General features: G+C 73.1%; 16 protein-coding genes. 8 read left to right on the top strand and 8 right to left on the bottom strand.

Annotation, left to right across the window (positions count from 1 at the left end):
* Window positions 1-9 precede the first annotated feature (9 nt).
* The 4 genes from ACGFW5_RS22820 to ACGFW5_RS22805 all read right to left on the bottom strand — a co-directional run bounded on the left by ACGFW5_RS22820 (window position 10) and on the right by ACGFW5_RS22805 (window position 5841).
* On the bottom strand, window positions 10-603 hold the full coding sequence (locus ACGFW5_RS22820; protein ID WP_393836198.1) for a flavin reductase family protein: 594 nt from the start codon (window positions 601-603) through the stop codon (window positions 10-12).
* 144 nt (window positions 604-747) lie between these two features.
* Window positions 748-1548 carry an enoyl-CoA hydratase/isomerase family protein gene (locus ACGFW5_RS22815; RefSeq protein WP_393836117.1) on the bottom strand — a complete coding sequence of 267 codons (801 nt, stop codon included), beginning with the start codon at window positions 1546-1548 and terminating at the stop codon, window positions 748-750.
* A gap of 95 nt (window positions 1549-1643) precedes the next feature.
* A complete protein-coding gene (locus ACGFW5_RS22810; protein ID WP_393836116.1) occupies window positions 1644-3869 on the bottom strand; it encodes an acetate--CoA ligase family protein in 2226 nt (741 codons plus the stop codon).
* 829 nt (window positions 3870-4698) lie between these two features.
* On the bottom strand, window positions 4699-5841 hold the full coding sequence (locus ACGFW5_RS22805) for a flavin-containing monooxygenase (RefSeq protein ID WP_393836115.1): 1143 nt from the start codon (window positions 5839-5841) through the stop codon (window positions 4699-4701).
* A gap of 190 nt (window positions 5842-6031) precedes the next feature.
* Here ACGFW5_RS22805 and ACGFW5_RS22800 point away from each other — a divergent pair, with 190 nt between their 5' ends.
* Complete coding sequence (locus tag ACGFW5_RS22800) at window positions 6032-6481, top strand: DoxX family protein (protein ID WP_393836114.1); 450 nt, start codon at window positions 6032-6034, stop codon at window positions 6479-6481.
* Window positions 6481-6954, top strand: coding sequence for a Zn-ribbon domain-containing OB-fold protein (locus tag ACGFW5_RS22795; RefSeq protein WP_393836113.1), 474 nt, complete (start codon window positions 6481-6483; stop codon window positions 6952-6954). The genes ACGFW5_RS22800 and ACGFW5_RS22795 overlap by 1 nt, the downstream gene beginning before the upstream one ends.
* 52 nt (window positions 6955-7006) lie before the next feature.
* Here ACGFW5_RS22795 and ACGFW5_RS22790 read toward each other — a convergent pair whose 3' ends face one another.
* Entirely contained in the window at window positions 7007-8713 is a 1707-nt protein-coding gene (locus tag ACGFW5_RS22790; protein WP_393836112.1) for a DUF4157 domain-containing protein, read from the bottom strand.
* Window positions 8714-8891: 178 nt separating this feature from the next.
* On the opposite strand from ACGFW5_RS22790, the gene ACGFW5_RS22785 reads away from it, so the two are divergent.
* Entirely contained in the window at window positions 8892-9449 is a 558-nt protein-coding gene (locus ACGFW5_RS22785; protein ID WP_393836111.1) for a GNAT family N-acetyltransferase, read from the top strand.
* A 21-nt stretch (window positions 9450-9470) separates the two neighbouring features.
* On the opposite strand, the gene ACGFW5_RS22780 is transcribed toward ACGFW5_RS22785, so the two are convergent.
* Window positions 9471-10208 (bottom strand): pyridoxal 5'-phosphate synthase, encoded by a 738-nt coding sequence (locus ACGFW5_RS22780; RefSeq protein WP_393836110.1) that lies wholly within the window; start codon window positions 10206-10208, stop codon window positions 9471-9473.
* A 486-nt stretch (window positions 10209-10694) separates the two neighbouring features.
* On the bottom strand, window positions 10695-11879 hold the full coding sequence (locus tag ACGFW5_RS22775; protein ID WP_393836109.1) for an acetyl-CoA acetyltransferase: 1185 nt from the start codon (window positions 11877-11879) through the stop codon (window positions 10695-10697).
* Between the two features lie 139 nt (window positions 11880-12018).
* On the opposite strand from ACGFW5_RS22775, the gene ACGFW5_RS22770 reads away from it, so the two are divergent.
* Together ACGFW5_RS22770 and ACGFW5_RS22765 are read left to right on the top strand one after the other, a co-directional pair.
* The gene (locus tag ACGFW5_RS22770; protein WP_393836108.1) at window positions 12019-13239 is read left to right on the top strand and encodes an acyl-CoA dehydrogenase family protein; all 1221 of its coding nucleotides are present in this window, start codon (window positions 12019-12021) and stop codon (window positions 13237-13239) included.
* 32 nt (window positions 13240-13271) lie between these two features.
* A complete protein-coding gene (locus tag ACGFW5_RS22765; RefSeq protein ID WP_393836197.1) occupies window positions 13272-13754 on the top strand; it encodes a nitroreductase family deazaflavin-dependent oxidoreductase in 483 nt (160 codons plus the stop codon).
* A 100-nt stretch (window positions 13755-13854) separates the two neighbouring features.
* On the opposite strand, the gene ACGFW5_RS22760 is transcribed toward ACGFW5_RS22765, so the two are convergent.
* Complete coding sequence (locus ACGFW5_RS22760) at window positions 13855-14502, bottom strand: TetR family transcriptional regulator (RefSeq protein WP_393836107.1); 648 nt, start codon at window positions 14500-14502, stop codon at window positions 13855-13857.
* A 422-nt stretch (window positions 14503-14924) separates the two neighbouring features.
* On the opposite strand from ACGFW5_RS22760, the gene ACGFW5_RS22755 reads away from it, so the two are divergent.
* The 3 genes from ACGFW5_RS22755 to ACGFW5_RS22745 all read left to right on the top strand — a co-directional run bounded on the left by ACGFW5_RS22755 (window position 14925) and on the right by ACGFW5_RS22745 (window position 19315).
* Entirely contained in the window at window positions 14925-15719 is a 795-nt protein-coding gene (locus ACGFW5_RS22755; protein ID WP_393836106.1) for a VOC family protein, read from the top strand.
* 162 nt (window positions 15720-15881) lie between these two features.
* Window positions 15882-18248: a PQQ-binding-like beta-propeller repeat protein gene (locus ACGFW5_RS22750; protein ID WP_393836105.1), complete on the top strand. Its 2367-nt coding sequence runs from the start codon at window positions 15882-15884 to the stop codon at window positions 18246-18248.
* A gap of 272 nt (window positions 18249-18520) precedes the next feature.
* Window positions 18521-19315 (top strand): putative protein N(5)-glutamine methyltransferase, encoded by a 795-nt coding sequence (locus ACGFW5_RS22745; RefSeq protein WP_393836104.1) that lies wholly within the window; start codon window positions 18521-18523, stop codon window positions 19313-19315.
* The last annotated feature ends 49 nt before the right edge of the window (window positions 19316-19364 follow it).

Genomic DNA, 19364 nt, shown 5'->3' with positions numbered 1-19364 from the left:
CCCTTGGGCTCAGTCGGTGAACCGTCCGAATCTGCCCCGGTGGAAGAGCAGCGGCCCGGACCCCTCCATGACCTCGCCCAGCGCCTCGACGCGGCCCACGACGATCAGGTGGTCCCCGCCGGTGTGCACGGCGTGGATGCGGCAGTCGATCCACGCGGGTACGCCGTCGAGCAAAGGCGAGCCCGTGGCGGGCGCGGCGTAGTGGGCGACCCCGGCGAACTTGTCGGCGCCGCTGATCGCGAACCCCCGGCACAGCGCGCCCTGTTCGGCCCCCAGGATGTTCACGCAGAACACCCCGGCGCGGGCGATGCGCGGCCATGTCGTCGAGGTGCGGGCCACCATGAAGGCGACCAGGGGCGGGTCGAGCGAGAGCGAGGCGAAGGACTGGCAGGCGAACCCGGTCGGCCCGGCCTCGTCCTCGGCGGTGATGACGGTGACCCCGCTCGCGAACTGCCCGAGTACGCGCCGGAACGCGCCGGGGTCGAGAGGGGCCCGCTCGTCGTCCCGTACGGCCCGTAGATCCGGCCGGGGCAGGAACTCGACGGGCTCGGCGGCCGTGGCGGCGCCGACGGACCTGAGGTATCGGACGACGGTGGCCGCCATCCCTGCGTGTCCCATCACATCTTTCATTGAACCTGACGATGCGTCAGGTGAGAAGCCCCGGGCCGCACGGCATCGCTGAGTATCACCGCGTATCACCGCGTATCGCGGCGCAAGGACGGGTGGCCAGCGGCGGGGGCGGGACCGTCACAGGCCCCGGTACGTGGGCCTGCGTCGCTCCACGAAGCCGGACACGCCCTCGTTGGCGTCCTGGGTCGTCATGTTGATCTCCTGGGCCCAGGCCTCGGCGGCGAACGCGCCGGCACGGTCGGTGTCCAGGGAGGCGTTCACCAGGTGCTTGGTGAGGGCGAGGGCGCGGGTCGGTCCGGTGGCCAGCCGTTCGGCCCACTCCTTCGCCGTAGCGGCGAGCGCGGCGTCCGCGACCACGCGGTTGACCAGGCCCATGCGCTCGGCGTCGGCCGCCCCGAGCGCGTCCCCGAAGAACATCAGCTCCTTCGCGCGCTGCGGGCCCACGAGACGCGGCAGCAGATAGGCGCCGCCGCCGTCCGGTACCAGTCCCCGGCGTACGAACACCTCGATGAACCTGGCCGATTCGGCGGCGAGTACCAGATCGCAGGCGAGCGCGAGGTGGGCGCCGAGGCCGGCGGCGGTGCCGTTGACCGCCGCGATCACCGGTTTCTCGCAGTCGAGTACGGCGCCGATCAGGCGTTGCGCGCCCTGGCGGATGGTGCGCGCGACGTCCCCTGCGACGCGTTCGTGCCCGGACGCCGGCGCCCCGCGCAGGTCGGCGCCTGCGCAGAACCCCTTGCCGGTGGCGGTGATCACGACGGCTCGCACGGCGGGGTCGGCGGAGGCCGCACCGAGCAGCGCGATGATGCGTTCCCGCTGGTCCCAGGTGACGGCGTTCATGGCATCGGGGCGGTTGAGCGTGATCCACGAGACGCCGTTGTCAGTGGCGTGCAGTACCCATGAGTGCGGGGCGTCCATGCGGGGGCTCCAAGGGGCGGCGGGGTGAGGGTGGCGGGGCGCGGGGTGGGGGCCGGGATGGGGCCGGGATGGGCGGGGGAGTGGGAGTGCGCGGGTCAGCGGCAGACGGCGAGGGCGTCGAGCGCGACGGCGCCCTGGCCGCGCGGCAGTACCACGAGCGGGTTGATGTCCAGCTCGCTGAGTTCGCCGTCGAGTTCGAGGGCCATGCGCTGCACGCGCAGGACGACCTCGACGAGCGCGTCCACGTCCAGCGGGGGCCCGCCGCGTACGCCGTCGAGCAGCGCCCGCCCCCGGAGCTCGCCGAGCATGTCCCGCGCCTGGTCCTCGCCGAACGGCGGGACGCGGACGGCCGAGTCGCCCAGGACCTCCACCAGGACGCCGCCGAGCCCGACGGTCACGGTGGGCCCGAACAGCGCGTCGTGCGTGACGCCGACGACCATCTCGACGCCGCGCTCGACCATCTGGCAGACCAGGATGCCGTCCAGTTCGACACCCTCGTAGCGGGCGATGTCGGTGAGTTCGCGGTAGGCGTCCCTGATCTGGCTCGCCGAGGTCAACCCGACCTTGACCAGGCCCAGTTCGCTCTTGTGGGCGAGGCGCGCGCCGGAGGCCTTCATGACGACGGGGTAGCCGACGAGCCCCGCCGCGCGCACGGCGGCCGCAGCGCTGGTCACGAGCTGTTCGCGCGGCACCCGGATCCCGTACGCCCGCAGCAGCTGTTTGGCCGCGTGCTCGCTGAGCTGCTGGGCCGGGCGCATCAGGGCCCGCGCCTTGCGGAAGGAGGGGGAGGGCACGCGGGGCGCCTCGTCGAAGGGGGAGCGGTAGCCGGTGGTGAACCGGTGGTGGGAGAGGTGGGCCCGTACGGCGCCGATGCAGTTGGCGAACGTACGGAACGTGGCGACCCGGCCCGATCCCAGCAGCGTCTCGCGGTAGGCGGCCTCGGTGCCGAGCGGCGAGCCCCACACCACGCACACCAGCTTGTCCGTCTGTTCCGCCGCGTCCACCAGGTCCTGCGCGAGCTTGTCGCTCATGGGCGGGAAGGGGCCGGTGATCGGGCAGATCAGCACCCCCACGGACGGGTCGGCGAGGATCGCGTCGATGATTTTCCGCCCGCGCCAGTCCCCGACGGGATGGCCGCCGTTGTCGACGGGATTGGCGACGCTGAGGTAGGGCGGTATCCACTCGTGCAGCTCGGCCTGCTTGGCGGGGGAGAGCTGCGGGAGGTGCAGGCTCGCGGCGGTGGCGAGATCCGAGAAGTGCGCCCCGGTGCCGCCGGAGATCGAATACACGACGACGCCGTCCGCCTGCGGCGGCCGCGCCCGCGCCAACAGGGCCGCTGTGTCCTGGAGTTGGTCGAGGCCGTCCACCCGGATGACGCCGTACTGGCGCATGGCGGCGTCCACCACGTCGTCGGCGCCGGTCAGCTTGCCGGTGTGTGAGGCGGCCATGCGCGCGCCCGCCTCGGTGCGGCCGACCTTGACCGCCACGACCGGGACACCGGCGCGGGCCGCCCGGTCGGCGGCGAGCAGGAAGGACCGGCCGTCCTTGAGCCCTTCCACGTAACAGGCGATGGCTCTGACTTCGGGCCGTTCGGCGAAGTAGGAGATGAAGTCGGCGGTTTCGAGGTCGGCCTCGTTGCCGGTGGGCGCCCAGTGCGAGAGCCGCACGCCCAGTTCCTGGAGGGTGAAGACGGGGCGGCCCTGGTGGCCGGACTGGGTGATGAGCGCGATGGCGGGCCCGTCGAGATCGTCGCGGAAGCGCTCGAACGCGTTGAGGTTGGTGTTGGGTCCGAGCAGGCGCAGGCCGGACCGTTTGACGGCGGCGGCGAGCCGTTCCTGGGCGGCGGCGCCCTGTTCGCCCGTCTCGGCGAACCCGGAGGCGAAAGCCACGGCGAACTTCACCTTGGCCTCCGCGAGTTGCTCGACGACGGGCAGCGGGTCGCCGACGAGGAGTACGGCGAGGTCGACCTGCTCCGGCAGGTCGGACACGGCGGGGACGCAGGGCAGCCCGAAGACGGTGTCCCTGGTGGGGTGGACGGGATGGACGCGGGCGCCGACGCGCCGTGCCCAGTCGACGAGTTGGCGGGTGATGCCGGTGTTGGGGCGGCCCTCGGCGTCGGAGGCCCCCACGACGGCGACGGACTCGGGCCTGAAGAACCGGTCCAGGTCCGGTACGTCGGCGTACAGGGGGCGACCGCTGACGTCCAGGTCGCCCTCGCCCGCGGCTCTGCTGTGGACCGCGCCGGGGGCGGGCTGCTCGCCGCAGGCGACCACCCGTGCGCGGAAGTCGGTCGTGAGGGTGCCGTGAGTCGATCCAAGCATCGTTCCGCCCGCTCCTGGTCGATGGCCAACGTGGATGGGGGTGAGGTGTGTGCGGTGGCAACTGACGCGTAGTCAGGTTACAGAACTGACGGTCTGTCAGGAACGGGTGTGCGGGCAAAGCCTCGGCCCTGCGGGGCTTGGTGGGGTTCTGCGGGCCCGGCCGTGCGGCTCCCTGGGGCTGCGCCCCGGCGGGTTTTCCCACCCACCCGCCCGCGCGGCTACTTGAAGGTGCAGCCCCCTGGGGCTCCGCCCCAGACCCCGAGCGGGGGCTCCGCCCCCTGCACCCCCGTTCGCGCCTAAAGGGCGCTCGTCCTCAATCGCCGGACAGGCTGAAGACGCCCATGCAGGCCAGCACGCCCCCTACACCGATCCCGCCAGGGGCGCGAGGAACTGCGCGAGCAACCGTCCACGGTCCGCGGTCGAAAGGGGGTTCAGGGGCGCGGGGAACTGCGCGAGAAGCGACCACGGTCCGCGGCCGGAAGGGGGTTAGGGGCGCGGGGAACTGCGCGAGCAACCGTCCACGGTCCGCGGGCGAGGACGGGTTTCAGGGGCGCGAGGAACTGCGCGAGAAGCGACCACGGCCCGCAGCCGAAGACGGGTTCCAGGGGCGCGGGGAACTGCGCGAGCAACCGTCCACGGTCCGCGGTCGGAAGGGGGGTTAGGGGCGCGGGGAACTGCGCGAGAAGCGACCACGGCCCGCAGCCGAGAGCGGGTTCAGGGGGCGCGGGGAACTGCGCAAGAAGCCGGCGCGGTCCGCAGGGGGGTTGGGGCTGGGCCCCAGGGGGTGTCCGGGGCTGGGGGGCTGGGCCCCGGGGGTGGCGGGGGGTGGTCAGCGGGACAGGGACTTTGCTATGCGGGTCGCGTCGAGGCGCAGCTCCCGCAGCATCCCGCTGATCGGATTCGTGAAGCCGATGAAGTGCAGCCCCGCCGCCCCCGCCCCCGCCCGCCGCCCATGAACCCGCGGCCGCCCCCGCGAGTCGAGCACGCCGAGGTGCCCGGCAAGACCCTCAAGCCCCCGCCGGTAGCCCGTCGCGCAGATGACCGCCTCCGGCGACACCCGCGTACCGTCCGCGAGGACGACCTTGCCGGAGTCGAAGGACTCGACCGCCGCCACCGGCTCGACCCGCCCGCCCCGCACCGCCTCGATCAGCCCCACGTCCTGCACCGGGATCGCCCCCTCCCACACCCGCGAGTACAGGCCGCGGGCCGGACGCGGCAGCCCGTACGGGGAGAGGTCCGGGACGGAGACGCGTTCGGTCAGCGAGGCCAGCCGGTCCACGAGGCGTACCGGAAGCCGGCGCACCAGGATGCCGGTGGCCTGGGCGGGCCACCCCGCCGTGGACCGGCGCACGATGTGCGGCGCGGTCCGCACCGCAAGACGTACCCGCCCGGCCCCGCCCTCGGCGAGGTCCGCGGCTATCTCGGCCCCGGTGTTGCCGGCCCCCACGACCAGAACGTCCCGGCCCACGTACGGCGCCGGGTTGCGGTACTCGCTCGCGTGCGTCAACTCCCCGGTGTACGTGTCGACGCCGGGCCAGTCGGGAACGTACGGCGTGTGGTTGAACCCGGTGGCCACCACCACGGCCCGCGTGGCCAGGCGTCGGCCGCCCGTCGCGTGCAGGATCCAGCCCTCGCCGTCCGGTCCGCGCTCGATGCGTTCGACCTCGACGCCGGTGACGATCTCCAGCTCATGGGCGGCCGCGTACTTCTCCAGGTAGCGCACGACGTCGTCGCGGGAGACCCACCGCCCGAACCGGCGCGGGATCTTCAGGCCGGGCAGCGAGGAGAGGCGGCGGGTGGTGTGCAAGTGCAGCCGGTCGTAGTGGCGCCGCCAGGACGCGGCCACGTTGTCCGACTTCTCCAGTACGACGGCCCGCACGCCCCGGGCACGCAGCGACGCGGCGACGGCGAGACCGCCGGGCCCGGCGCCGATGACGTAGACGGGGCCGGTGGGATGGGTGGTGTGGGCCATGAACGCTGAGCGTAACGGCGTGAACACTTGATGGGTCTCGGTCAAGACGGGAATGGATTGCGATCTGATCACGCGCCCCTGCCGCATACCGCGGCCGGCCCGCCCCCACCCCTTGCGCGCGGCGTCCCGATCCGCTGAACTGACGTACCGTCAGAAACGCGGAGGCGGACACACCGGGAAGGGGCCAAGGGTGGATTCGATCTGGCTCGGCGGCGCCGAGTGGCTGGCCGTGCTGCGCATCGGGCTCGGCCTGTGGTGGCTGGAGAGCTGGCGCCACAAGGACAAGAAGAGCTGGTTCGAGCAGGGCGCCGGCATCGCCTGGGCGTCCGAGATCGCCGCCGCGCACAAGTGGCACGCGGTGCGCAGCGGCTTCGACACCGTGGTGCGGCCCTACCCGAAGACGATGGCGTACGTGGTGATCTACGCCGAACTCGCCCTGGGGCTCGGCCTGGTGGCCGGGTTCCTGACCCCCGTCGCCCTCGTCTGCGGCCTCCTCCTCAACCTCCTCTATCTGGTCCTGATGATTCACGACTGGGCGGAGCAGGGCCAGAACGCGATGATGGCGCTCATCTCGCTCGTCGCCCTCGGCGCGATGGCGTGGCAGACCTGGTCGCTGGACGACGCGATGGGACTGTTCTGATGACCGGCACCGCGGCCACCCCCGACATCGACGCCTTCACCCGTACGTACTGGGACGCGGCGGCCGAGGGCCGCCTCCTCATCCGGCAGTGCGCCGCCTGCGGCCGCCCGCACCACTACCCGCGCGAGTTCTGCCCGTACTGCTGGAGCGAGGACGTGACCTGGCGCCCGGCGAGCGGCCGCGCCACCCTCTACACCTGGTCCGTCGTGCACCGCAACGACCTGCCGCCCTTCGGCGACCGCGTCCCGTACGTGCCCGCCGTCGTCGACCTCGCGGAAGGCCCCCGGATGATGACCGAGGTCGTCGGGTGCGCTCAGGACGACCTGCGGATCGGGATGGAGCTGTATGTGAGGTTCCGGGCCGGGAGCGGGAGCGGGAGCGGGGGTGGCTGCGGCGTGACCGTGCCGGTGTTCGGCCCCGACCCGGCCCCCGCGCCCGCCGCCCCCGGCGCCGGTCCGCCGGACGTTCCCTAGGGGGTGTCTGGTGGATCATGGCCGGGGGTGCGGGTCGCCGGGGCGGGGCCGGTCACTTCTTGGGCGGCCTGCGCGTCGGGTTGTACATCCCCTTCGGCAGGTACGTGGACGTCGGGATCTGCTGCACCTGGCAGAACTCGCGGAGCGACTGACGCGGCTTGGCGCCCTTGCCCTCCTTGGGGGGCGGCACCTCGTTCGTCAGGTACGGGATGTAGACGAACTCGCCCTTGTCCTTGGCCTCGCTCAGCGGCTTCCCGTAGTACTCGTACCCGCCGCCGGACGCCGCCGGGCGCAGGTCGTGGTAACTGCCCGCCCTGATGGCGGCCGCCGGGAGCTTGAAGAAGGTGTATCCCGTGATGTGGGCGCGGTTGACCTTCAGGTCGGCGGCCAGCTCGTCCACCGTCTTGCCGTTGTCGACCTCGGTCCACTTGGAGGGATCGAAGTCCGCGACCGCACGGTCCTTGGTGAGACTCAGGATGCTCGTCAGGGTCTTGGTGACGTCGTCCGTGCCGAGGGCGGGGTCCTTGAGCTTGTCGCCGAGGCCGGTCAGGGTGGTGAATTCCTTGTCGCTCATGCCGTTGAAGTACTTGCCGTCGGTGTCGATGTCGGCGCCGTTGGACGACGGCTCCGCCCGGATCGACGTGTTGGGGCCGACGAACTGGTTGCCCCCCTGCCACTCGAAGAACGAGTGGCGGATGTCCCCGAAGGACATCGCGCGCTCGGTCTCGGAGTTGGCATTCGAGGGGTTGGCCAGCCGCTTCTGGAGCGCCTTGCGGTATTCGGCCGTGTTCTCGCTGTCCGGCACCAGCACCTTGAGGTTGGCCAGCATCTCCTTGGTGATCACCTTGGGCACGGCGGCGGTGAGGACCTTCAGCTGCTCGTCCTCGCTCAGCTTGGCAAGGGAGGTGGTGAGCGTGGAGTGGGCCACGATGTGGTGGGCGGTCGTCGTCCAGCCGTCCTGGTCGACGACCTTGGCGTGCGGGTTCTCCCCGCGCCGCTGCACCGCGGGCGCCGCCGACGACGAGGCGGTGACGGACCGCTGGGCGGTCACCGGGCCGGGCGCCACGGACCGCTGCGCGGTGACCTGGCCTTCCGGGGCGGGGCCCGACATCACCCTGGCGGCGTTGGCCTCCGCCTCGCGTTCGAACCGGTCGGAGGGGTCGGAGACCTTGAGCCCCGAGCCGTTGTCGGTCCCGGCCACCGGACCCTGGCGCTGCTGGATGACATGGGTCAGCTCGTGGGCCAGGGTGTGGGGGTCGCCGCCTCCGGCGCCGATGACGACATGGCTGCCCGAGGTGTAGGCGCGGGCGCCGACCTCCGCCGCGGAGGCCTTGGCGGCGCTGTCGTTGTGAATGCGTACGTCGGAGAAGTCCGCGCCGAGCCGGGACTCCATGTCGCCCCGGGTCGCGTCGTCGAGCGGGCGGCCTCCGGTGCGCAGGACGTCATGGACAGCGGACCGCTGTACCGCGGGCCGCGCGGAACGCTGGACCGACTCCGGCGGCCCGGCCTGCTGGTGCCCGCATCCGGCGCCGTGCCGGTGCCGCTCCTGCACGGCATCCTGCGGGCCGTCCTGGGCGTCGAGGCGTCCGGTGCTGCGGAGCATCTGGACGACGGCGGCGTTGCCCGCGCTGCCCTGGAGGGCGAGCAGCGCGGAAGACTGCGCTTCGGCTCCGCCGGCCGGTACGGTCGCCGGAGTACGGCCGGGCGCGTGGCCCTTCCTCTCGGACTCCGGTCGTCCGGCGTTGCCTTCAGCACGCATGGGGCCTCTTCCCGCAGAGAAAACACAACTCCTTCCCTGCCTACCGGACCCGCCGGGGCCGGGCCAGGGCCGGGAGGGCAGCGTCGAACGTCCGTGAAGCCACCGCGGCCATGGCCTGCCGGGCACCCGGCCGTGCGCGGACCGGCCACGGGCGGGGCGGGCCGGGTTGAATGGCGTCATGGATCTCCCACTGACACCGGCCGGCCTGCTGGGCCACGGCCTGCGCCTGCGCCCCTGGCACGAGGACGACGTCCAGACCCTGCTGCGCGGGGTGACCGATCCCGAGTATCTGCGCTGGAACACCCACAACGTTCCCGTCGACGACGAGGAGGGCGCGGCGGAGCTGCTGCGGCAGCGGGCGCTGGGGTGGGCGCGCGGCGAGTTCGCCACGTACTGCGTGACGGACGAGTCCACTGCGGCGGTGCTCGGCCATGTGGGCCTCAACTCCATCAACTGGCCCCTGCGTTGTGCCCGGGTCGGCTACTGGACACTGCCCGAGGCGCGGGGGCGCGGCGTGGCGGGCCACGCCCTGGAACTGATCACCCGCTGGGCCTTCGACGAGATCGGCCTGCACCGCATGGAGCTGGGGCACGCGGTGGGGCACGATGTGTCGTGCCGGGTGGCGGAACGCGGCGGCTACCCGGCCGAGGGGACGCTGCGGGGCGCGATGTTCGGCGCGGGGCGCCGGGACACCTTCCGCGACCTGCACCTTCACGCCCGCCTCGCCACGGACTGAGGGGTGTTGTGAGCCCTGGGCTCACGGCCAGAGGAGTTCCCGGGTCCAGGCCCCGGCGGACCCGGCGGACCCGGCGGCCTCGGTGATGTCGGCGGGCCCGGCGGCCCCGGCGGTCTCGGTGGTGTCGGCGGTCCCGGCGGTGGCCTCGCGGCGGTACCGCAGGCGTACGTGCCGCCGCTGTGCGTCGCCCTGGAAGAACTCGACCTCCGTCGGCTCCAGTACGTACCGGGTCCAGGTGGGCACCGGGGTGCCCGGCTCCTCCCGTGCCCGCTCCCATGCCGACGCCGACGCCGCCTCCAACTCCCCGTACGAGTCCAGCACTTCGCTCATCCTGCCGACCAGGGCCGCCGCCAGTGCGCCGGTGGAGCGGGCGTGCAGATCGGCCTGCGACGCGTCCTGGCCCGCCGGGGTGACGAGCCCGCGCAGCCGTACCTGGCGGCCCACCGCCGGCCAGTAGAAGCCCAGCGCGGCGGCCGGGTGCGCGGCCAGCTGGCGCCCCTTCGTGCTCGTGGAGTGCGAGGCGAAGTGCCAGCCCTGCTCGTCGGCGTCGTGCAGCATGAGGGTGCGTACGTCGGGGTGGCCCTGCGGGTCGACCGTCGCGAGCGACATGGTGTGCGGCTCGGGCTGGCCCGCCCCGGCCGCGTGCGTCAGCCACGTCTGGAACAGGGGGAGGGGGGTGTGGGGGGCCGTGCCCGGATCGAAGGGGGGGAGCTGTCCGTCCCAGACGCGGAGGGTGTGCAGAAAGTCGCGGAATTCCATGCGGGTCATTGTGGGGGTGGGGCCGGATTCGCGTGCGGGGCCCTTCGGGCGTGGGGCGGGGTGTGTGGCGTCCGGCTGCGGGCCGGCGGGGCCGTTTGCGCAGTTCCCCGCGCCCCTTGGTCTGCGGTTGGCTGCGGGCCGGTGGGGGGCGTTCGCGCAGTTCCCCGCGCCCCTGAAGGGAGTTCGCTTGTCTGCGGGTTGTGGGTGGTTGCTCGCGCCGTTCCTCGCGTCCCTGAAGGGAGTTCGCTTGTCTGCGGGGCGTGGGTGGTTGCTCGCGCCGTTCCTCGCGCCCCTGAAGGGGGCTCGCTTGTCTGCGGGGCGTGGGTGGTTGCTCGCGCTGTTCCCCGCGCCCCTGAAGGGAGCTCGCCCGGGTGCGGGTAGTGGGTGGTTGCTCGGGCCGTTCCTCGCGTCCCTGAAGGGCGCGACCGCGCCCATCGGAAGGCGTCCATCCTGGGCTGTGGGGCCCGGGCAGGCTGGGGCGGGGAGTCAGGTTCGGGACAGGATCAGGGTTCCCGATGAGCAGAACCATCCTCCCGTGCCCGATGCCACCGCCAGCTCCGGCAGCCCGCCCCCCGCCCTGCGTACCTGGCCCGCGCCGGCCTCGCCCCTCAGTTGACGTACGGCCTCCACCAGGAGGAACAGGCCCCGCATCCCGGGATGGCACGCGGAGAGGCCGCCCCCGTCCGTGTTGACCGGCAGCCCGCCGTCCCTCAGCAGGCGGCCCTTCTCGACAAACGCGCCACCCTCGCCCTTCGCACAGAAGCCCAGGTCCTCAAGCGTCACCAGCGTCATATAGGTGAACGCGTCGTAGATCTCCGCCAGGTCGACGTCCTCGGGGCGCACCCCCGCCCGCTCGAAGGCGAGCCGGCCCGACACCGCGGCGGGGGAGACCGTGAAGTCCTCCCACTGCGACATCGTCGTGTGCGAGACCGCTGTCCCCGAACCCAGCACCCACACCGGGGACTTGGCCGTGTCCGGTACGTACTCCTCGGCCGCGAGCAGTACCGCGCAGCCCCCGTCGGAGCGGATGCAGCAGTGCAGCTTGGTGAACGGGTCCGCGATCATCGGGCCGGACAGCACCTCGTCGACGGTGACCGGGTCGCGGAACATCGCGTCCGGATTGGTGGCCGCGTTCGCCCGGGCCTGCACCGCGATCTCGGCCAACTGCTCGATGCTCGTGCCGAATTGGTGCATGTGGCGACGGGCGGCCATCGCGTACTTGGAGATGAGAGTGTGGCCGTACGGCACCTCGAACTGGAGCGGGCCCCGGCTGCCGAAGGACAGATTCGCGGTGCGCCGGCCCGCCTTGATGTCGGCGCGTGCGGTCGACCCGTACACGAGAAGTACGGCATTGGCGTGCCCGGCGGCGATCGCGTCGGCGGCGTGCGCGGCCATGACCTCCCAGGTGGCGCCGCCGACGGACGTGGAGTCGACCCAGGTGGGCCGCAGCCCCAGGTACTCGGCGACCTCGACCGGCGCGAGCGTGCCGAGCCCCGCCGAGCAGAACCCGTCCACGACGGAGCGGTCGAGACCCGAGTCGGCGAGGCCGCGCCGGGCGGCCTGGGCGTGCAGCGCGTAGGGGGTGAGGTCGTCCACGCGCCCGGTGTCCGACAGTGCGACTCCGACGACAGCGACCTTGCGCGGGCGGTGTGCTGAGGGCGACGGCGGCATAGAACTGACGGTACATCAGATATGCATCGACGGCGCCGCCGGACGCCAACTCCGTGCACCCGCTGGGCATTTGCGTGGCGCGCGCCTAACATGACGCCCCGTCAGATCAGAGGCCTCGCCTCTGGGGGAGGAGCCCACGATGGACGCAGCCTTCACCGCGGAGCAGGACGAGATCCGCCGCACCCTGCGCGGACTGCTCGCCAAGCACTGCGGCCCACCGGACGTGAAAAGCGCGGTACGGACCCCGGTCGGCCACGACGCCGCGCTCTGGGGCCGGCTCTGTGCCGAACTCGGGCTCGCGGGCCTCGCGCTGCCCGAGCAGTACGCAGGGGTCGGCTGCACCACGACCGAACTCGCGCTCGCCTGCGAGGAGACCGGCCGCGCCCTGCTGCCGTCCCCGCTGCTCGCCACCTCCGTGCTCGCCGCGCCGCTCGTCGCCGCGCTGGGCACCGACGCCCAGAAGGGCGCCCTGCTCCCGGCCCTCGCCCGGGGCGAAAAAACCGCCACCCTCGTGGTGCCCGGCGCCGGGCTCGCCCTCGCGCTCGGGCTCACGGGCGCGAGCGCGGACAGCGCGTGGGCCGGGGGAGGCCGGGCCGGGGGCGTGCAGGCCCGGCAGGCGGCGGACGGCTGCTGGCGGCTGTACGGGGAGGCCGCGCAGGTGCTCGACGGGCACGGCGCGCACCTGCTCCTGGTCGCCGCGCACACCGGCGGCTTCGCCCGCAGCCGCACCCTGCTGTTCCTCGTGGACGGCGAGGCCGCCGGGCTGCGTCGCACCCGGCAGACCACCCTGGACGAGACCCGCACCCAGGCTCGCGTGCAACTCCGGGACGTTGAGGGCGAGTTGCTGGGGGACGACGACGCTCTCGACATCCACGCGGCGCTCGCCTCCGTCGGACGCGTCGCCGCCGCCTGCCTGGCCGCCGAGGCGGTCGGGGCCGCGGACGAGGCGCTGGCGCGGACCGTGGCGTACGTCAAGGGGCGCGAGCAGTTCGGGCGGGCCATCGGGTCCTTCCAGGCGGTCAAGCACCGGCTCGCCGACCTGTACGTCCAGGTGCAGGCGGCCAGATCGGCGGCGTACTACGCGGCCTGGGGCCCCGGCGCAGGCGTCCTCGCGCTCGCACAGGGCCTCGATGCGCTGCGTGCCACCGCCGCCGAAGCCGTACAGCTGCACGGCGGCATCGGCTTCACCTGGGAGCACGAGGCGCACCTCTACTTCAAGCGGGCCGCCTCCGACGACCTGCTCTTCGGGCCGGTGCACCGGCTGCGCGCCCACGCCGCCGAGCAGGCCGGACTCTTCGCCCCCATCTCCGCCCCCGCCCCTGCCCCCGCTGCCACTGCCGAGACCGAGGTGCCGGCGTGACGCCCACGCCCGCACGGACCACGCCCGCACGGATAGCGCCCGGGGTGCGGTTCGTGCAGAGGGTGTCGTCGACCCGTACGTTCGCGCGGCTCGCCCCGCACGTCATCCCGGCCCTGGACCGCGCCGTCCACCGCCTCACCCGCGGCAGGGTCATCCTCAGCGCGCAGATGCTGCCCGGCGTCGTCCTGACCGCTCGCGGCGCCAGATCGGGTCTGCCGCGCACCACGCCGCTGGCCTGCATGCCGGAGGGCGCTCGGGGGACATGGGTGCTCATCGGGTCCAACTTCGGACGCCCCGGGCATCCGGCGTGGACCGGGAACCTGCTCGCGCACCCGGACGCGGAGATCAGCTGGGAGGGCCGGGTTATTGCGGTGCGGGCCCGGCTGCTCGAAGGGGAGGAACGCGCGGCGGTCTGGCGCGCGGCCCTCGACTTCTGGCCGCCGTACGCCACTTACCAGTCCCGCATCGAGCGCGAGATCCGGCTCTTCCGCCTGGAGCGCAGGGCTGGACCATGAGCAACCGGGCGGGCAGACGGGAACGCCGACGGCGGTCGCCCCTGTGACAGGGTGAACCGCCGTCGGCGCGACAGGACTTGCCAGGGCCGATGGGCTCGCGTTACTTCGTCGGCTTCTTGCCCGTGATGCCCAGGTAAACCAACAGCGCGAGGTTCGGTCGGAGTTCGGCCTGCTTGACGCCCCAGGTCTGGAAGCCCTTCTGGTGCGAGGCCACCGAAGCGAGCATCGCGACGAGGGAGCCCGCCATCGCCGCGGGGCTGACGTCCTTGTCGACCTTGCCCTTGGACTGGAGCTCGGTGACCGCGTCCGTAAGGGAGTTGGTGACGGAGTTCAGGATCTTCATGCGGATCTTGTAGAAGCGTTTGTCGCCCTCGGCCGCGCCGAGGTCGACGACCCGCAGGATCGCGTCGTTCTTGCGCCAGAAGTCGAGGAAGCCCTCCACCAGCTCCTCCGCCGTCTGCCAGCCGGCCCGCCCGACCCAGGAGCGGCCCTCGACCAGAGCGGTCAACCCGGCGCCCTCCTTGGCCATTTCCTCCGCGACCTCCAGGACGGCGCCCTCGACGTCGGGGAAGTACTGGTAGAAAGTCGCGGGTGAAGTGCCCGCCTTCCGGGCCACGTCGATGACTTTCACGTCCCGGTAGGGCGACGAGCTGAGCATCTCACTGAGGCAGCCGAGCAGCTTCTGCCGTGTCGCCTGACCGCGTCGGCCGGCCACGCGGCCGTCGACGGTGCGTACTTGTCCTGTCATGCCGTCAGCTTACCGAGGGGTGATCGGAGCGCTATTCGGCCGAGTGCAAATGGGGGCCCGGGGCGGTACGCCCCCGTGGACGCGGGGAGCGGGCGCGGCCGGCCCGGAGCGCGGGCGTCCAGGTCCCGCTCGAAGGCCCCCGGGTCCGCCGACCGCCGCCGCCCCCTGTCCGCCGGCCCCGGTCCGCTCACCGCCGACCGCCCGGGTCCGGGGTCGCCACTCCAATGGTGTTATCAACACCCTGTGGACAACTTTGGTGGACAAGCCGTGCGGCGCCCGGGCCGTCGCCCCGCTCAGCGCCGAAAAGGAACCATATGTTCGACATGTGCGCCCGCGCCGTACGCGCGTCACCCTTAGCGTGGCCCCGATGCTCCGGTCCCGATGCGACCCCGCGACGGGCACCCCAGGAAGGAATCAGGCGCATGGGCGGATATCCGGAAGGCGCGCCGTGCTGGGCCGAGGCCTCGCTGTCCGACGTGGCGGCCGGCAGGAGGTTCTACGGGGAGCTCTTCGGCTGGACCTTCGACGAGGACACCGGCGACGCCCGCTACGGGCAGTACACCAACGCCTACAGGGACGGACGACGCGTCGCGGCCCTCCAGCCCAAGCGGGACGGCCGGATGCCGACCACCTGGACCGTGTACTTCGCCACCCCCGACGTCCGCGCGCTCGCCACCCGGATCCGTGCGGCCGGCGGCCAGGTCATCACCGACCCGATGCCGGTGCCGCCGCACGGCACCATGGCCGTCGCGGCCGACCCGGGCGGCGCCGTCTTCGGACTGTGGCAGGCCGACGCGCACGCCGGCTTCGAGCTCAGCCGCCGGCCCGGATCGTTCTGCTGGACCGAGGTCTACACCCGCGACAAGGACCAGGCCGACGCGTTCTACGAGGCCGTCTTCGGCTACCTGGGGGGCAGCGCGGGCAGCGCCGAGATGCTGGGCGCCGACATCCGCACCTGGTCCCTGCCCGGCACCGAACCGGGCCCCGGCACCGCCGTCGGCGCCCGCAGCCTCATGTCGCAGGCCTTCCCCGCGGCCCTGCCCGACCACTTCCTCCTGTACTTCCTCGTCGAGGACTGCGATGCGACGGCCGCCGCCTGCACCCGCCTGGGCGGCCGCGTCAGGGCCGAACCTTTCGACATCCCGTACGGGCGGATGGCGGTCCTCAACGACAACCAGGGCGCCACCTTCGCCGTTCTGCGGGGCACGGACGCGTAACCGCGCGGCGCGCGCCCGGGGTGTCCCGGATCGGGGTGAGACATCCCGGTCTCGACCCGGGTTGGCCACCGGCCACCTCCGGCAGGGAGAATCGGGGTGCCGCGTGAGACGCTGCACGGGGCCGCATTCATGCACGGCCCGTACGGGGAGGTGGCAGGGCAAGTGGAGCAGCTGACGCAGCACGACCCGAGGCGGATCGGCCCCTTCGAGGTGCTGGGACGACTCGGTGCCGGCGGCATGGGGCTGGTCTATCTGGCACGCTCGGCATCGGGCCGCCGCGTCGCCATCAAGACGGTGCGCACCGAACTCGCCGAGGACCAGCTCTTCCGGGTCCGCTTCACCCGCGAGGTGGAGGCGGCCCGCGCGGTCAGCGGCTTCTACACCGCGGCCGTCGTCGACGCCGACCCGCGCGCGCCCGTCCCCTGGCTGGCCACCGCCTACGTACCGGCGCCCTCGCTCGAAGAGATCGTGAACGAGTGCGGGCCGCTGCCCGCCCAGGCGGTGCGCTGGCTCGCGGCCGGCATCGCCGAGGCGTTGCAGTCCATTCACGGCGCCGGCCTCGTGCACCGCGACCTGAAGCCGTCCAACGTCCTCGTGGTCGAGGACGGGCCGCGCGTGATCGACTTCGGCATCGCGTCCGGGGTCTCCAACACCCGCCTGACCATGACGAACGTGGCCGTGGGCACCCCCGCGTACATGTCGCCCGAGCAGGCCAAGGACTCGCGCAGCGTCACCGGGGCCTCGGACGTCTTCTCGCTGGGCTCCACCCTCGTCTTCGCGGCGACCGGGCACGCCCCCTTCCACGGCGCCAACCCGGTCGAGACCGTGTTCATGCTGCTGCGCGAAGGCCCCGACATCACCGGCCTGCCGGACGAGCTGCGCCCGCTCATCGAGTCCTGCATGCAGATGGAACACCCCAACCGGCCGTCCCCCGAAGACCTCCAGGCCCAGCTCGCACCCCACCTGTTCGCCTCGGGATCGGACGACAGCGGCACGGCGTCGGCCTGGCTGCCGCCCCGCTCGGTCGCCATGATCGAGCAGCGCAGGGGCGGCGGCCGCATGCAGCTCCTCGCCCCGCCCGCCGCCGACCCCGCGCCCCGGCCGGCCCCCCGCTCCGACAGGCCGGCCCCGCAGCTGCCACCCCGCCCCGCCGACCCCCCGTACGCGGCGCGGCACGGCGGCTCGTCCGTGACCCATCCGCCCGTCCACACCGACGATCCGGTGCGGCTGCCCGGCGCCAAGGTGCCGATCGGGCCGGGCCCCCGCGTCGCCGACGCGACCCGCGGCGCCGTCGACGCCGGGCCCGCCACCGGCTGGGTCCGCAGGCCGGGTGCGCACGCCGCCGGCGCCGCGCCGAGCGCGCCCGTGCCGCAGCCCGCCGCTTCGCCGGAGGCGCCCGGCCGCTGGCGCCCCTGGCGTTTTCGCATGTCGAACGACGTGTGGGGGACGCCCGCCGTCGCGGGCGACCTGCTGTACGTGACGTCCTTCGAAGTGCACGCCCTGGGCGTGGGCACCGGCCGCCGTCAGTTCAAGACACGCGACGTCGCCTGGGCGATGGCCGTGGAGGCCGGCCGCATCCACGCATCCGACGGACCCACCCTGTACGCCCTGGACGCGAGCGACGGCGGCGAGCTGTGGCGGCTCCAGGCGGACGCCTGGGTGTACTCCCTCAAGGCCGACCGCGGCACCGTGATCACCGGGACCCGCGGTGGTGGCGTGCAGGCCTGGGAGGCCGCCAACGGCGAGCAGCTGTGGGCGATCTCCGGAGCCCAGAGCGACTTCGAGACGCCCGAGGCCGGGCCCGCCATCCACGACGGCACGGTCTACGTCTGGCAGGACGCCCGGCTGCGCGCCCTCGACGCCCGTACCGGCGCCGAGCGGTGGTCCTACCCGATCGGCGACGCGGCCTCCTGCGGCGGCGTCCCGATCCGGATCGCGCCCGCCCAGGACGGCTACGTGTACGTCGCGGCCGGCACCCGTGTGCTCGCCGTCGACATCGCATCGGGCCACGTCCGCTGGCACTTCGAGGCCCCGGCGGTCTTCCTGTGCCCGCCCACGTTCGCGCCGGGCCCCGCGGTCGCCGGCGGCGGCGTGTACCTCGCCGACTACCTCGGCACCGTGTACGCCCTGGACGCCTCGACCGGCAAGGACCGCTGGCGCATCGCCACCGAGTCCCGCAACTCCGTCGAGCCGGTCCTGGTGGCCGACGGCAACGTCCACGTGGGCAGCGGCAACGCGCTCTACACCCTGGACGCCATCACCTCGACCCCCAAGTGGCGCTTCGCGGCGGGCGGCCCGGTGGTCGGCACCCCCGTGGTCGCCGACGGCCGCATCCACTTCGGCTCCGCCGACCACTGCCTCTACACCCTGGACGCGGCCGGCGGACAGCTGCGCTGGAAGCTCGCCACCGGCGGCGAGATCAGCGGATCTCCCGTCGTACGCAACGCAGTTGTGTACGCGTGCAGCAAGGACCGCTGCGTGTACGCGCTGGACGCGGTGAAGGGAACAGCCACATCGGGCTCCCGCTGAGCGGCGCCCATGACGTACTGTGGCGCACGCCCGTACGGGCCCGTACCGCGTCGCATAGCCACACCGTGCAGGTGGCCGCGCCGGAGCGAGCAGTACGGCCGAACCGGCCCGCACGGCTCCGTACACGCCCGTACGGAGCGGGCCCCGAGCGAGGAGGTGAGACCCATTACCGCAGCAGCAGGCAGGGTGCTCTCTCCTCGTGACCGTACGGTCGGCCGCTGAAACAGGTGACCGCGTGAGCGCCCTTCGGTATCCGAAAGGCCTTGTCCCGCATGTCAGTTGAACCGCTTTCCCCCGCCACCCTCGTGACCCGCCTGCGCGCCGCGGGCTGTGTGTTCGCCGAGGACGAGGCCGAGTTGCTGCTCGCCACGGCCCGGCATCCCGCCGAACTCGCCGCGATGGTGGAGCGCAGGGTCTCGGGGCTGCCCCTCGAACACGTCCTGGGCTGGGCGGAGTTCCACGGCCTGAGGGTGGCCGTCGACCCCGGGGTCTTCGTGCCGCGCCGACGCACCGAGTTCCTGGTGCGGCAGGCGCTGGCCGCCGCGGACGCGTCCCGCCCCGTCGTGGTCGTGGACCTGTGCTGCGGCTCCGGTGCGCTCGGCGCGGCGCTCGCCACGGCGCTGCCTCTGGCCGAACTGCACGCCGCCGACATCGAGCCCGCCGCCGTGCGCTGCGCCCGCCGCAATGTGGCCCCCCTCGGCGGCCGCGTCCACGAGGGCGACCTGTTCGCCCCGCTCCCGCGGCGACTGCGCGGCCGGATCGACATCCTGACGGCGAACGTTCCCTACGTGCCGTCCGACGAGGTCGGTCTGCTGCCCCCAGAGGCCCGCGACCACGAGCCGCTGGTCGCCCTGGACGGCGGCTCGGACGGCCTCGACATCATGCGCCGCGTCGCCCTGGCCGCGCCGGGCTGGCTCGCCCCCGGCGGCACCCTGCTCGTGGAGACCAGCGAACGGCAGGCACCGGACGCGCTCACGGCGATGTCCGCGGGCGGCCTGCACGCCCGCCTGGTCACATCGGAGGAGCTGTACGCGAACGTGGTGACGGGGGTGCGGGAGCCGTCGTGACGCGGGCGTGATGGGGGTACGGGCCCCCGTCGTGACGGGGGCGCGGGGG

Source organism: Streptomyces sp. NPDC048416 (assembly GCF_043200435.1).
Taxonomy (GTDB): Bacteria; Actinomycetota; Actinomycetes; order Streptomycetales; family Streptomycetaceae; genus Streptomyces.
Note: the sequence above shows the minus strand (reverse complement) of the source record. Positions and strands in the feature narration are given on the sequence as shown.